At 63.9% G+C, this 14,729-nt stretch carries 14 protein-coding genes; 10 read left to right on the forward strand and 4 right to left on the reverse strand.

From position 1 onward, the window contains the following. Positions 1 to 691: 691 nt before the first annotated feature. From QP802_RS09905 to QP802_RS09930, 6 genes are read left to right on the forward strand one after another with little or no spacing between them, the layout of a single operon-like run. Positions 692 to 3,721: a Na+/H+ antiporter subunit A gene (locus QP802_RS09905; protein ID WP_284818655.1), complete on the forward strand. Its 3,030-nt coding sequence runs from the start codon at positions 692 to 694 to the stop codon at positions 3,719 to 3,721. Then, positions 3,721 to 4,215: a Na(+)/H(+) antiporter subunit C gene (locus QP802_RS09910; RefSeq protein WP_256001346.1), complete on the forward strand. Its 495-nt coding sequence runs from the start codon at positions 3,721 to 3,723 to the stop codon at positions 4,213 to 4,215. The genes QP802_RS09905 and QP802_RS09910 overlap by 1 nt, the downstream gene beginning before the upstream one ends. Then, a complete protein-coding gene (locus tag QP802_RS09915) occupies positions 4,205 to 5,989 on the forward strand; it encodes a Na+/H+ antiporter subunit D (RefSeq protein WP_284818616.1) in 1,785 nt (594 codons plus the stop codon). The genes QP802_RS09910 and QP802_RS09915 overlap by 11 nt, the downstream gene beginning before the upstream one ends. Then, entirely contained in the window at positions 5,986 to 6,507 is a 522-nt protein-coding gene (locus QP802_RS09920; protein ID WP_070361857.1) for a Na+/H+ antiporter subunit E, read from the forward strand. Before QP802_RS09915 ends, QP802_RS09920 begins: the two co-directional genes overlap by 4 nt. A gap of 3 nt (positions 6,508 to 6,510) precedes the next feature. After that, positions 6,511 to 6,786 (forward strand): monovalent cation/H+ antiporter complex subunit F, encoded by a 276-nt coding sequence (locus QP802_RS09925; RefSeq protein ID WP_070361856.1) that lies wholly within the window; start codon positions 6,511 to 6,513, stop codon positions 6,784 to 6,786. 13 nt (positions 6,787 to 6,799) lie between these two features. Next, the gene (locus QP802_RS09930) at positions 6,800 to 7,222 is read left to right on the forward strand and encodes a monovalent cation/H(+) antiporter subunit G (protein WP_284818618.1); all 423 of its coding nucleotides are present in this window, start codon (positions 6,800 to 6,802) and stop codon (positions 7,220 to 7,222) included. Positions 7,223 to 7,868: 646 nt separating this feature from the next. Here the strand turns inward: QP802_RS09930 and QP802_RS09935 are convergent. The 4 genes from QP802_RS09935 to QP802_RS09950 all read right to left on the reverse strand — a co-directional run bounded on the left by QP802_RS09935 (position 7,869) and on the right by QP802_RS09950 (position 11,181). Next, complete coding sequence (locus QP802_RS09935; protein WP_284818620.1) at positions 7,869 to 8,321, reverse strand: Panacea domain-containing protein; 453 nt, start codon at positions 8,319 to 8,321, stop codon at positions 7,869 to 7,871. Between the two features lie 442 nt (positions 8,322 to 8,763). Next, a complete protein-coding gene (locus QP802_RS09940; RefSeq protein WP_284818622.1) occupies positions 8,764 to 9,897 on the reverse strand; it encodes a glutamate--cysteine ligase in 1,134 nt (377 codons plus the stop codon). Between the two features lie 42 nt (positions 9,898 to 9,939). Further along, positions 9,940 to 10,686, reverse strand: coding sequence for a LytR C-terminal domain-containing protein (locus tag QP802_RS09945; protein WP_284818623.1), 747 nt, complete (start codon positions 10,684 to 10,686; stop codon positions 9,940 to 9,942). Positions 10,687 to 10,965: 279 nt separating this feature from the next. Then, on the reverse strand, positions 10,966 to 11,181 hold the full coding sequence (locus QP802_RS09950; protein ID WP_070361851.1) for a DUF3263 domain-containing protein: 216 nt from the start codon (positions 11,179 to 11,181) through the stop codon (positions 10,966 to 10,968). A gap of 16 nt (positions 11,182 to 11,197) precedes the next feature. On the opposite strand from QP802_RS09950, the gene QP802_RS09955 reads away from it, so the two are divergent. Genes QP802_RS09955 through cls form a run of 4 tightly spaced genes read left to right on the forward strand, consistent with a single transcriptional unit; the run spans position 11,198 to position 14,601 of the window. Beyond that, positions 11,198 to 11,770 carry a peptide deformylase gene (locus tag QP802_RS09955; protein ID WP_071567098.1) on the forward strand — a complete coding sequence of 191 codons (573 nt, stop codon included), beginning with the start codon at positions 11,198 to 11,200 and terminating at the stop codon, positions 11,768 to 11,770. A gap of 15 nt (positions 11,771 to 11,785) precedes the next feature. Further along, positions 11,786 to 12,313, forward strand: coding sequence for a GNAT family N-acetyltransferase, cg3035/Rv0428c family (locus QP802_RS09960; protein WP_284818626.1), 528 nt, complete (start codon positions 11,786 to 11,788; stop codon positions 12,311 to 12,313). Positions 12,314 to 12,322: 9 nt separating this feature from the next. Next, positions 12,323 to 13,114: an exodeoxyribonuclease III gene (locus tag QP802_RS09965; RefSeq protein ID WP_284818628.1), complete on the forward strand. Its 792-nt coding sequence runs from the start codon at positions 12,323 to 12,325 to the stop codon at positions 13,112 to 13,114. 2 nt (positions 13,115 to 13,116) lie between these two features. Then, a complete protein-coding gene (cls, locus tag QP802_RS09970; protein ID WP_284818630.1) occupies positions 13,117 to 14,601 on the forward strand; it encodes a cardiolipin synthase in 1,485 nt (494 codons plus the stop codon). The last annotated feature ends 128 nt before the right edge of the window (positions 14,602 to 14,729 follow it).

The raw sequence follows: 14,729 nt of genomic DNA on the forward strand, positions 1-14,729 counted from the left end.
GGACGGTGTCGGGGAACTTTGCGGGCATCGGAATACCTTCCAGCCCTCAACACTCCAACGAAATGTCCGCGCTCCCCTTTTCGAGGATTACTACAATCCACCTACTACACTTTGCAGATTTGGGGGTTTTCGAACTTCTATTTGCCGGTCGACCCTCCCCGTTTGCCGCCTCCAAGGTTAAAAGCGTGCGCTTAGAAGCGTGCGATGCAGCTCGCGCATTTCCACCGGCCAGAGACGGTTTTCGGCGACCAGCGTCGCACTCCTTTAACACCTCGACACGAACAAGATCACGTGAAAGCCACGGCGCGCGAACCCGTCACCTCGGAAAAGTTCCCGCGATCACGTGAACCCGGGAACTTTCTTTGTGGACAGGCGTCGCGACCTGCAGAAACGCAACCGATGGTCGACGGGAATCGGCCCGAAACGCAAAATGGTTCCCAATCGTGGGAACTTTTTCGAAGGGGGCGCGGGCGCGAGGCGCAGGCGCACGAGGGGGCCAGACAGGCAGGCCAACCAGGGCGAAAACCGTTCGCAAAATGTCGGGGCTGTGAGTACAGTGAATTTTTGTTGGTCGCGCCACTGATCATGACGCGCCTTGTTTCTAGTTTCGACGGTGCATGGTGGGCAGCTGCGTTGCTGTGGCGCGCCGAAGCTGAAGAAGCTAAGGAAGCTGAACAAGGAGGCCCGGGTTGTGTTGACGCTACTTGTCGCGCTGTTCGTCGCGACGGCGGCGGCGCCGTTGTTGATCCGTACGATCGGTAGGTCGGCGTTTGCGCTGGTTGCGTTGGTGCCGCTGGGCGGGTTCGCGTGGATGGTGTACCTGTTCGCAAAGGGTGTCTTTGTGGATGGTGGGGAGATCGTTTCGCGGATTCCGTGGATGCCGTCGGCGGAGTTGAACCTGGATTTCAGGTTGGACGCCCTGGCGGGCTTGTTCAGTTTGATTATTTTGGGCGTCGGCTCCTTGGTGTTGTTGTACTGCTGGGGCTATTTCGATTCGAATCCGCGCAGGTTGGCGAAGTTTGGTGGGGAGCTGACCATGTTCGCCTCCGTGATGTACGGGTTGGTGATTTCGGACAGTTTCTTGCTGATGTACGTGTTTTGGGAGTTGACGTCGATACTCTCGTACATGCTGGTCAGCTACTACGGTGAGCGGGCGTCGTCGCGCAGGGCGGCGATCCAGGCGCTGATGATTACGACGTTCGGCGGGCTGGCGATGCTCGTCGGTATTAACTTGCTGGGCTACAAGACGGGGATTTGGCGGCTCAGCGAGGTGTCGCAGTTCGCGAATATTGAGAACACGCCTGCGATCTCGACGGCGATTGTGCTGATTATGTTGGGAGCGATGACGAAGTCGGCGCAGGCCCCGTGGCATATTTGGTTGCCGGGGGCGATGGCGGCGCCGACGCCGGTGTCGGCGTATTTGCACTCGGCGGCGATGGTGAAGGCCGGCATTTACCTGGTGGCGCGCCTGGCTCCGGATATGGCGGTGGTGAGCACGTGGCACCTGGTGGTGCTGTCGACGGGCGTGTTCACCATGATTCTGGGTGGCTGGTTGGCGCTGAAGCAGCGTGACCTGAAGCTGATTTTGGCGTACGGCACGGTGTCTCAGCTGGGCTTTATCACGACGGTGATCGGCATTGGGTCGCGTGAGGCGACGATGGCTGGCCTGGCGATTACGTTCGGGCACTCGATGTTTAAGGCGACGCTGTTCATGATTGTCGGCGCGATTGACCACACGACGGGCACCCGCGACATCCACGAGCTGTCGGGGTTGGCGAAGCGGGAGCCGTTCGTGGCGTTTCTGGCGGCGGTGTCGGCAGCGTCGATGGCGGGTATTCCGCCGTTCTTCGGCTTTGTGGCGAAGGAATCGGCGCTGGAAGCGGTTCTCAACGAGAAGATGCTGCACGGCATGCCGGGCTACATGACGTTGGTGGCGATCGTCGCGGGTTCCATCCTGACGATGGCCTACTCGCTGTACTTCTGGTGGTCCGCCTTTGCGACGAAGCCAGCACACAACAACGGCGAGTCGGAGGCGGTGCGCGACATGCACCCGATTGGCCCGACCCTGTGGATTTCGCCGACGGTGCTGACCACGTTGACGGTGGTGTGCGGTATCTTCCCGGTGCTGCTGTCGACGGCGTTCAACGAGTACCTGGACGTGCGCTTCCCCGGCGGTGAGCAAGAGGAGTTGGCGCTGTGGCACGGGATCACGATCCCGCTGGTGCTGACGGCCGTGATTGTGCTGGGTGGCGTCGTCATGTTCTGGCAGCGTGCGTTGCTGAAGCCGCTGCAGACGGGCAAGCCGGCGCTCGGCGATGGCGACGACCTGTGGGACGCGCTGCTCGCACAGCTGCGCACGGCGTCGCTGCGCTTGACGGCGTCGACGCAGCGCGGTTCCCTGGTGATCAACCTCGGCGTGATTTTCGCGGTGCTGGCCGTGGTGCCGCTGGCTGCGCTGGTGCTGGGTCGCTCGAACGATATTCGGATGCTGTTGTGGGATTCGCCATGGCAGGGACTGGTGGTGTTCATCATGGTCTGCATGGCAGTCTTTGCGACGGTCCAACGCAACCGCCTGTCCGCCGTGGTGATGGTGGGGCTGACCGGCTACGCCATGGCGACGATCTTCGCCCTGCACGGCGCGCCGGATCTGGCGCTGACGCAGGCGCTCGTGGAGACCATCGTGATGGTGGTGTTCATGCTGATCCTCCGCAAGATGCCGACGGAGGTCGAGCCACGCAACGAGGACAACCGGGCCCGCGCCTGGCTTTCGATTCTGACGGGCGTCTCGGTTGTGGTGGTGGCCATGTTCGCGATGAGCGCGCGCACCGCCGACCCGATCTCGGTGTTCATGCCGGAGCTGGCGCACGACATCGGCCACGGACGCAACACGGTGAACGTGCTGCTCGTGGACCTGCGCGCGGCCGATACGTTCGGCGAGATCATCGTGCTGGTGATCGCGGCAACGGGCGTGGCCAGCCTGATCTTCGGCACCGGCAAGTTCGGGCGCTCCTCAAGGCGCCCGACGCTGTCCACCACGAAGGCGCGCTGGTTGGCCAGCGGCGTGGACTCGGAGACGGCGCAGAACCGTTCGCTGATGGTGGACGTCGCGACGCGAATTCTGTTCCCGTCGATGATCCTGCTGTCCTTGTACTTCTTCTTCGGCGGCCACAACGCGCCCGGCGGCGGCTTCGCCGGCGGCCTGGTGGCGGCGTTGGCGTTCACGCTGCGCTACCTCGCAGGCGGGCGCCAGGAAATCGAGGAGGCGCTGCCCGTCGACCCGGCGAAGGTGCTGGGTATCGGCATGTTGTTCTCCTTCGCCGCGGCGGTGACCCCGATGTTCTTCGGCAACCCGCCGCTCACCTCGGGCTACACCACGGTCACGCTGCCGCTGATCGGCGCGTTTGACGTCACCTCGGCGCTCGTGTTCGACGCCGGCGTGTACTTCATCGTGGTCGGCCTGACGCTGCACATCCTGACGTCCATGGGCGGCTACCTCGACCAAGAGGAAGACAACCGCAAGCAGTACGCTCGCCAGCGCGCTCGCGAGCTGCAGGAGAAGAATAAACGACGCCGCGCTGAGCAGGCGGCGAAACGGTTGGAGCGAGAGAGCCGTCGAGAAGTGGTCACTGGTGACGGTGACGCGACGGCGGGGCGCGGCAGGGCGTCGACAATTGGGGCGCCGGTGCACACCACCGCGCGTGGCCGCGAAAGGAGCGAGTAATGGAAGCGAACCTGTTCCTGCTCATCGGGTCGGGTGTGCTCGTGGCCACCGGTGTGTACCTGATGCTCGATAGGGCGCTGACACGCATGATCATGGGCGTGCTGCTGCTCGGTAACGGCGCGAACCTGCTGCTGCTGCAGTCTGGCGGGCAGGCAGGCTCCCCGCCGATCATTGGGCGCATGTCCACCCTGTTCGGCGAACGCACCGCCGACCCGCTCGCGCAGGCGATGATCCTCACCGCGATCGTCATTTCGATGGCGATGGTCGCGTTCATGCTGGCCCTGGCCTACCGCCAGTACCGCTACCGCACCGACGACATCATCGAACGCGACGAGGAAGACCGCGCAATCGCCGCCCGCCCCAAGACCGCGGCGGCGGCCCCCGACCACGACGCCTCCGACGACCCAGAGACCGGACGCATGAGCTCCGAGGGCGACGCCTTCGGCCCCCGCTCCTTCGAAGACCCTGTCAAGGAGGCCGACGATGACGAATAATCTCTTCGAGTTCGCCAATTGGGCACTGCCCGCCATGCCGATCCTCACCGTCATGCCGCTGCTGCTGCCAGCGCTGGCGGCGGCGCTGATCCTGGTCACCGGACGCGCCGTCACCCTGCAGCGCACCATCGCGCTGACGACTCTGTTCGCGCTGGCCGTCATCTCGGGTGCGATGATCATCATCGCGGACGTCCACGGCATCCAGACCGTCCAGATGGGTGGCTGGGAAGCACCCATCGGTATCACGCTGGTGGCGGACAGGCTGTCCACCATCATGGTGTTCGTCTCCTCCATCGTGCTGTTCGCCGTGATGTGGTACGGCATCTCCCAAGGGCTTCGCGACGGCGACGAGGACGACCCAGTCGCCGTCTTCCTCCCCGTCTACATGCTGCTGTGCATGGGCGTGAACCTGTCCTTCCTCGCCGGCGACCTGTTCAACCTGTACGTCGGCTTCGAGGTCTTCCTCGTGGCCTCGTACGTGCTGCTCACTCTCGGCGCCTCGCCGGGGCGTGTGCGCGCCGGCATCGGCTACGTGATGGTCTCCATGGCGTCCTCGATGGTGTTCCTGTTCGCGCTCGCGCTGATCTACTCCTCCACCGGCACGGTGAGCATGGCGCAGGTCGGCCAGCGCATGGCCGAGGTCCCGGACGGCACGCGCGCCGCGATCTTCGCCACGCTGCTCGTCGCATTCGGCATCAAAGCCGCCGTCTTCCCGCTCGACGCCTGGCTCCCCGACTCCTACCCCACCGCCGCCTCACTGGTCACCGCGGTGTTCGCCGGGTTGCTCACCAAGGTGGGCGTCTACGCCATCATTCGCGTCCGCACCACCATATTTATCGACGGCTCCCTCGACACCCTCCTGATGTGGGTCGCACTACTGACCATGGTCATCGGAGTGATGGGAGCACTCGCGCAGAACGACATCAAGCGTCTCCTCTCCTTCACTCTGGTCAGCCACATCGGCTACATGATCTTCGGCATCGCACTCGGCACCGTCGCCGGCCTGTCGGGCGCGATCTTCTACGCCGTCCACCACATCCTGGTGCAGACCTCGCTCTTCCTGGTCGTCGGCCTGATCGAGCGCCAGGCCGGGTCCGCGCAGCTGCGCCGCCTCGGCTCCCTGCTCTACACCGCGCCGCTCATCGCTCTGCTCTACTTCATCCCGGCGCTCAACCTGGGCGGCATCCCGCCGTTCTCCGGGTTCCTCGGCAAGATCATGCTCATCCAGGCCGGCGCCGCCGAGGGCTCCTGGCTCGCCTGGGTGCTCATCGCAGGGGCCGTCGTCACCTCCTTATTGACGCTCTACGCCATGATCCTCGTCTGGTCCAAGGGCTTCCTCCGCGACCGCGCCGACGCCCCCGAATCCGTCGCCATGGCGCGACCCTCATCGCTTACCGAGCGCCACGACACCATCGCCGTCGACGACCGCGCCGACGTCGGCCGCATCCCCGTCGGCATGCTGCTGTCCACCGCGCTCCTCGTAGCGACCTCCGTGTCCATCACGTTCCTCGCCGGCCCGATCTCCGCCATCACCGACCGCGCCGCCGAATCCTCCAGCGACCAACGCATCTACCAACACGCCGTCCTCTCCGGCGACCCCACCAACCCAACCCGGGACCTCGACGCCTTCCGCCAACCCACCGACTCCGGCGGCGGCAAAGACGCGCTCGCCCGCAAATCAGCGCGCTCCGCTGACGGAGAGGACGTCGTCACGACAGAACGAGTCCCCCTCCCCGCCAGCGCAACCGCCGAACCGACAGGAGCACACCGATGAACCACCTCCTCACCGGCATCCGAAACCGCTTCCGCGGCGCCTTCGTCCTCTGGCTCGCATTCATGTGGGTCCTCATGCAAGGCGACCTCACCTGGGGCAACGTCGCCGCCGGGCTGGCGCTCGGCGTCCTGATCGTGCTCGTGCTGCCGCTGCCGAACATCCCCCGTAGCGGCAACAAAATCCACTGGGGCAAACTGCTGCTGTTCGTGCTGCAGTGGTTCGCCGACCTCATCGTCGCCTCCGCCAAGGTCTCCTGGCTCGCGCTGCGGCCCGCCGCCCCGCCCAAAAATGCCATCCTCCGCGTGCCCATGCGCGTCTCCGACGACCTGGTCCTCTACCTCGCCACCTGCGCCTACAACCTGCAACCCGGCGGCAGTGTCACCGACATCGACATCGCCAACCGCGAATGGACCATCCACGTCCTCCACGCCGACAACCAAACCGACATCGACCGCGAAATCGCCAACGTAGCCAAACTCGAGCGCCAAATGATCGACATCTTCGAAAGCAGGCGATAGCCCATGAACCCCCAGGTATACAACGCATTCCTCATCGTCGCCGGCATCTTCCTCGCCATCGGCTTCCTCGTGCTGGCCTGGCGAGTCATCGTCGGCCCCGACTCCATGGACCGCGTCCTCGGCAACGACGCCATCACCGCATCACTGCAATGCGTCCTCGCCCTCTACATCTGCTGGACGCTCGACACCACCGTCGTCAACGTCATGATGGTGATCGCGCTCCTCGGCTTCATCGCCTCCCTGTCCGTCGCCCGCTTCCGCAAACGCGACAACTCCTAGGAAGGACCCACCAATGACACTCGCATTCTTCCTCGACGCCGCCTCCCTCGTCTTCATCCTCCCCGGCGCATTCATGGTGTTCTCCGCCGCCATCGGCACCGCGCGCTTCCAGTCCACTATGACGCGCATCCACGCCATCACGAAGCCCCAAACCACGGGGCTGGTCCTCATGATCATCGGCACGATTATTCGACTCTCGAATGGGCAGGCCGGAGGGGCCACCGGCACCGGCGAGGCTGTCGGCACCCACGAACTTCACGACATCGGTGTCATCCTCATCCTGCTCATCTTCGCCCTGATGACCAACCCCGTCACCGCGCAGCGCCTCGGCCGCGTCGCCCGCCGCGAAGGCCTCTACGGCAACCCCGACTCCCTCAGCCGCAACGACCGCCCCGCCGCCTACCACCCCAAGCGCGTCGACCCCACCAAGAAGTAGGTTTTTGGCGCTCCCGCGCGAGTCGCGCGCACCACATTCCTGGATTCCGCGAACGCCCCAAGGTGTTTCCCCTGGTCGCGCGCACCCCTCGTGGGAATGTGGTGCTCAAGGTCCAGACCCACTAGGTACTTTGCTTCTCTACAGGGCAAACGGCATGGTGAGGGTCGTACCACAATACCCGGAATAGGTCACCGGATCGGAAGCCCCATAATCGGGTCTCGCCAGATAGGCGGAATCGAAACACGCGCTCCTCCGCAGAGGGCAGCGCTTGGATGCGCTTTTGGGCGTCGACACTTAGGGTCGAAACGTGTTGGTCATGGTTTCGGGGTCGTTTCTTCCGGCCGGACATGACGGTCTCAGCAAGGCACTCTTTCCATGTCTTCCGTGAAACGCTCTCCAAAAATGTCAAGAGCTCTTTCGTCTCTTTGGCCTCCAGCGACCATCGGCACCAGATTTCACTGGGAGGGATGTCCAATTCAGCGACTGTCCACCGAACAGGCATTTCCCGCCAGGCACTTTGTGTCGCCTCACCGGGCACACTTTTATCGCTTGCCACCGGCGACAAGTGCGGAACACGCTTACCCCCGAAGTTGTTTTGCTGACGCGCAAGCTTCTTCCGACTACGCTTTCCCCCCACCCACGCGAACTAGACCGCAGACGCCGACTGCATCGAACTGTAGAAATCCTGCATGACTTCCTGACTCACCTCATGTGTGGAAGGTGCCCCCACTGCAACGCCTTCACGGGCTTCCCGCCACGGCCGCTCGCCATGCGCGAGGTCGCTCAACTGTTGGCCAGTGAGATGTCCGTATGCGTCGAGCACAGTGTCGATCGTCTCCCGCTCATCGTTTGTGAGCCGGTGAGCATCGCCGGGAAACATTTCGCGAGTTGCGGTGAAGTGCCCACGGTGTTGGTTGTATAGTTCACGGCACACTGGGCCGTTCGCCCAGGCCTCGAAACGGGAGTTAAACAGCGGCTTCTCGTCCCAGACCAAGCTCCAAGCCTGTGCGTAGTAAACGAGTTTTTGCAGCTTCATGGTACTCAGGCTTTCCCCCTGACGCTCCAAAATGTATCTCGCCACATCATTCACGTTTGCCATGCTGTTCCCCTCTCAACACTTATCGACGCCAACCCTACCCCATCAAGCATCAACCAGCCCCTACGCGCACCACATTCCTGGATTTCCCTAGGCCGCCTCGACGTTTCCCCAGGTCGCTGAGTGCGTGGGTGGGAATGTGGTGTCACCCCAACCGGCTCGAGTGACAAAAGACGCAGTTCTTGTTGGGGGAAGGGGTAAAAGCCCAGGTCGCGAAAAGGGCTTGCGTCCTTTGGCACTCGGGCGATGGGTAGTGCACCACATTCCCTCACGAGCTTCCAACCACCTGGGCTTATTCCAGCCTGCTCTGCAGAAATCCAGGATTTTGGTGTCACCCCAGCTGGCACGCACACCAAATTCCTGTATTCGGGCTGGGCGCGCACACAAAAGCCCAGGTCGCGCGCACCCCCACGTGGGAATTTGGTGCGCGGCAGCTAGGAAGGGCCTACTCCCAGGTCATCTCCTGCATCTCCGCGCAGGTCGCGGCGACGACGTCGTGCCAGGAGCCGGTCATCTCGTAGATGCGGCGTTGCCGCTGGTAGCCGGCGCCGCGTTGCATGATCTCCAGCACCAGGTTCAGCTCGCGCGTGCACCCAAGCTGCGCAGCCACAGGCTGCAGGGTGTCCACCAACGTAACGAGTTCGTCGCGGAGCCAGCGTTCGTCGGTGTCGCGGCTGGTGATTACTAGGGCGTCGAGGCCGTAGCGGGCCCCGCGCCACTTGTTTTCGGCGACGTGCCAGGGCTGGAGCGTTGGGAGGGCTTCGCCGGCGTCGAGAAGCTGGTCGTAGTAGACGACCAAGCAGTGCGTGAGCGCGACGACCGCGGCGAGTTCGCGCAGGTTGGAGGTGGCGTCGCTGATGCGGACTTCGATGGTGCCCCACTTGGCGGCGGGGCGGACGTCGAAGTGCATGGAGCCGGTGTGGTTGATCACGCCAGAGGTGCGCTGGTCGTCCATGAATTGGACCCATTCGGCCCAGCTTTGGAACTGATACGGCATGCCGGCGGTGGGAAGCTGCTGGTAGAGCATGGTGCGGTTGGAGGCGTACCCGGTGTCCAGCCCGTCCCAGCCTGGGCTGGATGCGGAGATGGCGAGCAGGTGCGGGTAGTGCGTCATCACCGCGTTGATGATTGGCCAGACGCGGTCTTCGTGACTGATGCCGACGTGGCAGTGAATTCCCCACAGCAGCATTTGCTGACCCCAGTACTGAGTACGGTTGATCATTTCCTTGTAGGAAATTTTGGGGCTGAGGGTTTGCTCGCGGAAGTCGGAAAATGGGTGGCCGCCGCTGGCCCACAGGTCGAGGTCGCGGGCGTCAGCTTCAGCGCGCACGACGGCCAAGCTCTCCGCCAGCTTGTCGACGGCCTCTTTCGTGTTCTTACATACCGGCGTCACCAGCTCGACCGTGTTTTGGAGGAACTCCCGCTCGAGGTGGACGTTGGGGTTGGTGGCGGAGATGGCGTCGATAATTTCGGGGGCGCGGGGTACCAGGTCCCGCGTCTCCCTATCAACGACGCAGATCTCCCACTCCACTCCCAGTGTCGGCTCGGGGGAACGGGCGAACTCGCGGTATGGATCCATAAGTAGCCAGTCTAAACGTCGCGCGCGGGCCGCGCGGGGGTTTTATTCTCCCGCGAGGACGACAGTGATCGCCTCCGGCTTCTCGACGGCCTCTCGCGGCAAACTCGTATTCGCCGGCACATCCGTCGTCGCCCGAGGCGTACCTCCGATGCGCTGCGCCAACTCTGCGGCGATGGCGTCCGCGCCCGGGGTGTTCGGGTTGAAGAACACGAACGTCTGCGGGAACGCGCCGTAGGTCTGCTCCGGCATGTTCATCGCGGCGGCATCGTTGGAGCGGTTCGCCACGTTGTACTGGGCGGCGAGGTCACCGGCGGTGCGGTTCGCCAGATCCGGGATGCCGGAGTTGTTGTAGACGTACACCTGCGCCTGCTCGCGAGCCAGACCGGCGGGGGCAGGAGCTGGTTGTTCCTGCTCGGCTGGCTTTTCGGTGGGCTTGGTTTCTTCGGCTGGTTTTTCCTGCTCGGTGGCCTTCTCGCTTGGTTGCGCCTGCTCCGACGGGTTCGCCGGCGCCGAGATCGCGGTCGTTGCCTGGGTGGCTTGGGTAGCTTGGGCGGTCGTGGCTTCGGTGGTGCCCGGCGCGGCCGCATCCTGACCGTCGCCCTTGTTCATGGCGTAAATGCCCCACAGCAGCAGAAGGGCGGCGACGGCCAGCAAGATCATCGCGACGCCCCGCTTCGGGAACGCCGCCGCCGGCGCCGCTTCGTACTCTTGGCCGTAGTCATCCTCTGCGGGGTCTTCGGCGCGGCGGTGGGCGCCCTGGTACTCGTTCTCAGGATTCACATTAGTCACATGCGCCACTCTAAACGTTTTTGCAGACGTTTACATCTTCCCACGCGCACCACGTGCTTGGTTTCGCCAACCGCCAGTACATTCCGGTCGAGGTGTTCAAGGAGTGCGATGCTGGTCGTCGGAAATCGGCCGGGCTGGGTGAAAATGCGCGACCTGCATCGCACGCTTCTAAGCGCACGCTACGAGCAGTTTGGGGCGAGGAGCGGCCAGGTGTGCACCAAGTTCCTGTAGGGACAGACGACGCGAGCTGGGGAAACGCGAAATGGATCCCTGAACCGCTCACCGGTCGCGGAGGCGTTGTAGGCGGCGTACGAGTTGGGGGAATTCGGAGAGGGCGGAGGGGTCGTCGAGAAGGAGGTTGAGTTTTTGATAGTAGCGAACCGGTGTAAGCCCGAGCTGCGTGGTGATGGCTTCCTCTTTGGCGCCGATGGCGCGCGGGGCGTGGGCCTCGAAGGTGAGGATGGCGCGGTCCGAATCTGAAAGCTGCTCAGGCATGCCTATTATGGTAGCCATGACCATTCGACCGATCGTTATTTATGGCGACCCTGTCCTGCACAACCCGACGAAGCCGGTGGAACAGCCGGTCGAGGAGCTGCAGGAACTCATTGCAGACATGCACGAAACCATGGATGCCGCGAACGGCGTGGGCCTGGCCGCGAACCAGATTGGTGTGCCGCTGCGCCTGTTCGTGTACCACTGCCCTGACGGCGACACGATGCGCCGCGGCACCGTGATCAATCCGGTGCTGGAGACCAGCGAGATCCCGAAGACCATGCCTCGCGACGACGGCGAGGACGACGAAGGTTGCCTGTCCGTTCCCGGCGAGGGCTTCCCTACCGGCCGCGCGGATTGGGCGAAGGTGACGGGCCTGGATGAGCACGGCAACGAGATCGAGATCGAGGGCACTGGGTTCTTCGCACGTTGCTTGCAGCATGAGGTCGGCCACTTGGACGGCTTCGTGTACACGGACGTGCTGACCGGCCGCTACAAGCGGGAAGCGAAGCGCGCGATTAAGGCGAACGGGTGGACGGAGCCGGGCAATACGTGGCTGCCGGGCACGGATGAAGACCCGTTCGGGCACTAAGGCACTAAAAGCAAGATGTTCCGCCAGGAAGCACCCACTGTCGGGGGCCGGGTGACGGTCCGCTACCGCACGGAGGCCGGGGTCAATGAGGCGCTCGGGGAGGTCGTGGGGTTGGACCCGCTGCGGGTGTGCCGCCGCGATGGGCGCGAGGTGACCATCGCGGAGCCGGTGGCGGTGCGTTCGCTGGCGCCGAGGACGGTTCGGAATTCGGAGATTCGTCGAAAAGAGGTGGAGCTCGCGGAGGCGAACCCGGCGCCGGTGCAGGAGTGGGTCGAGGGGTGGCTGGCCCGCGCGGGCGCCGCGAACCCGCAGGATAATACGGCGGTGCCGTTGGGCCCGTCGGCGGCACTCGCTCCGCTGCCACTCACCGAGCTCAAGGAGTTTTACGACGCCCACTTTCTCCCCGTGCGCCTGTTGGTGCCGGAGCGCATCGGCAAGGCGGCGGAGAAGCACGCGGCGCGGCACCCGGAGCTGTGGGAGGTCGGCCCGGAGGAGATCGTGGGCGATGACCACCATCGGCGGCGTGTCCTGCGTCTGCGCTAGGGTATTGGCATGCGCATCGCCACTTGGAACGTGAACTCTGTACGTACGCGGGCGGAGAGGATCGCCGCTTTTCTCGACCGCAACGACGTCGACGTGTTGGCCATGCAGGAAACGAAGACGAAGGACGCCACGTTCCCCTACTCCACGTTCGAGGCGGCGGGTTACGAGGTCGCGCACGTGGGCTACAACCAGTGGAATGGCGTGGCCATCGCGTCGCGGGTGGGGCTGGAGAACGTGCGGACGCACTTTGAGCGCCAGCCAGCGTTTGCGAAGAAGGGCGATCCGGTTGTGGAGGCCCGGGCGGTTGGGGCGAGCTGTGGGGGCGTCGATATCTGGAGTTTGTACGTGCCGAACGGGCGCGAGATCGGCGACCCGCACTACGACTACAAACTCGAGTTCCTCTACTCCCTGCGCGAGACCGTGGACCCGCAGGCGTTGCAGCTGTTCACGGGCGATTTCAACATTGCGCCGCGCGACGAGAACGTGTGGGACATCGCCTGGTTCGAGGGCAAGACGCACGTCACGGAGCCGGAGCGCGCCGCGTTCCAGATGCTGCTGGAGTCCGGCTTGGAGGAGATCCGCCACGCGGACCCGTACTCGTTCTGGGACTACAAGTCCATGCGCTTCCCCAAGAACGAAGGCATGCTCATCGACTTCCACTTAGCGACGCCCCCTCTCGCCCGCCGCCTGCAACAGGCTTGGGTGGACGTGGCGGAGCGCGACGGCAAGGGCGCATCGGATCACGCGCCCGTCATCGCTGATTACGACACCGCCGACATCGCACTCGACCAGGTGCGGTAGCCATGTTGTCCCTGTTCAGTGGCCTCTCCCTGTGGCAGCTCATCGCCATGGGCATCGACTACGCCATCAAGTTCGTCATGATTGGCGTGGTGCCGTCGAACCGCAAGCCGTCAAGCGCGAACGCCTGGCTGCTGCTCATTCTGCTGCTCCCGTTCGTGGGCCTGCCGCTGTACCTGCTGATGGGGTCCAAGTACGTCTCGCAGCGGCGCCACCGCATCCAGAAGGAAGCGAACGCCGTCCTCAACGACGTCTACTCCGACATCCCCGACATCCCCGCCGGGGAGCAGGCGAACCCGGAAGTGACCTCGATGATTACGCTGAACCGCACACTCACCGGGTTCCCGGCAGTGCATGGGGACGCGGTGGCGATGTGGGCGGACTACGAGAAAACGCTGGTGCGGATTGCGGAGCTCGTCGATAAGGCAGAAGAGTACGTCGACATCGAGATTTACGCGGTGGCCTGGGACAACACCACCGCCGTCGTCTTCGAGGCTCTCGAGCGTGCTGTGGACCGCGGCGTCCACGTCCGCCTCCTGTTCGACCACATCGGCTCCATGAAATACCCCGGCTTCCGCGCGCTCAAACGCCGCCTGACGAAGGCCGGCATCCACTGGCACCTCATGTTGCCGCTGAGCCTGCTCAAGGGCCGCTTCCGCCGCCCCGACCTGCGCAACCACCGCAAACTCATCATTATCGACGGCCACACCGCCATGATGGGCTCCATGAACCTCATCGACCGCACCTACCTCACCCGCCAACACCGCGCTGCCGGACGCCAATGGGTCGACGCCTTCGTGGAACTCCAAGGGCCAATCGTCACTTCCATCGAGGCGCTGTTCGCCGTGGACTGGTACTCCGAATCCGGCGAACCCATCGAGCTCACCGCCCCCTTGGACCTCGGCGCCCCCGCAGACGCGCACCTGGTCCAGCTCATCCCCTCAGGGCCCGGCTACCAGGCCGAACCAAACCTGCGGATGTTTAACACCCTCATCCACCACGCCAAAGAACACCTCGTGCTCTGCTCCCCCTATTTCGTGCCCGAGGACTCACTGCTGGAGGCCATCACCACCGCCTGCTACCGCGGCGTGCGCGTGGACCTGCTCGTTGGTCAGAAGGCGGACCAGTTCATGGTGCAGCACGCCCAGTCCTCCTACTACCAACAGCTCCTCGAGGCCGGGGTGCGCATCTGGGAGTTCCCCGCCCCCTACGTCCTGCACACCAAGTTCCTGCTCGTCGACCCCGCCTCGAAGGAGCCCGGCGCCGCCGTCGGCGTGCTTGGCTCCTCCAACATGGACATTCGTAGTTTCTCACTCAACTACGAAAGCTCACTCTTAATTTGCGACGGCCCCCTCCTCCGCAACCTCAATCAACTCGCCGACACGTACTTGTCGGTGACCCGCGAGCTGACGCTGGAGCGCTGGAACACGCGGCCGTGGTACCGCCGCTACATCGACAACGTGATGAAGCTGACCTCAGCGCTGCAGTAGTTCACTGGCAGTGCCAAAGGGCGCAACCACATCCGAAAAACCCGGCAAAAGCCCAGGTCACGGAAAACTGGTTGCGTCCTTTGGCACTGCCCCACAGCCAGGCGCACCAAATTCCCTCACGACCGACC

This window comes from Corynebacterium sp. UMB10119B, assembly GCF_030228125.1.
In the GTDB taxonomy this organism is placed as follows: Bacteria; Actinomycetota; Actinomycetes; order Mycobacteriales; family Mycobacteriaceae; genus Corynebacterium; species Corynebacterium pseudogenitalium.

Bases quoted from the DNA above. Each gene is read 5' to 3' on its own strand.
- QP802_RS09910 (WP_256001346.1), top strand. From the start codon at position 3,721: ATGGAAGCGAACCTGTTCCTGCTCATCGGGTCGGGTGTGCTCGTGGCC.
- QP802_RS09915 (WP_284818616.1), top strand. From the start codon at position 4,205: ATGACGAATAATCTCTTCGAGTTCGCCAATTGGGCACTGCCCGCCATG.
- QP802_RS09920 (WP_070361857.1), top strand. From the start codon at position 5,986: ATGAACCACCTCCTCACCGGCATCCGAAACCGCTTCCGCGGCGCCTTC.
- QP802_RS09925 (WP_070361856.1), top strand. From the start codon at position 6,511: ATGAACCCCCAGGTATACAACGCATTCCTCATCGTCGCCGGCATCTTC.
- QP802_RS09930 (WP_284818618.1), top strand. From the start codon at position 6,800: ATGACACTCGCATTCTTCCTCGACGCCGCCTCCCTCGTCTTCATCCTC.
- QP802_RS09935 (WP_284818620.1), bottom strand. From the start codon at position 8,321: ATGGCAAACGTGAATGATGTGGCGAGATACATTTTGGAGCGTCAGGGG.
- QP802_RS09940 (WP_284818622.1), bottom strand. From the start codon at position 9,897: ATGGATCCATACCGCGAGTTCGCCCGTTCCCCCGAGCCGACACTGGGA.
- QP802_RS09950 (WP_070361851.1), bottom strand. From the start codon at position 11,181: ATGCCTGAGCAGCTTTCAGATTCGGACCGCGCCATCCTCACCTTCGAG.
- QP802_RS09955 (WP_071567098.1), top strand. From the start codon at position 11,198: ATGACCATTCGACCGATCGTTATTTATGGCGACCCTGTCCTGCACAAC.
- QP802_RS09960 (WP_284818626.1), top strand. From the start codon at position 11,786: ATGTTCCGCCAGGAAGCACCCACTGTCGGGGGCCGGGTGACGGTCCGC.
- QP802_RS09965 (WP_284818628.1), top strand. From the start codon at position 12,323: ATGCGCATCGCCACTTGGAACGTGAACTCTGTACGTACGCGGGCGGAG.
- cls (WP_284818630.1), top strand. From the start codon at position 13,117: ATGTTGTCCCTGTTCAGTGGCCTCTCCCTGTGGCAGCTCATCGCCATG.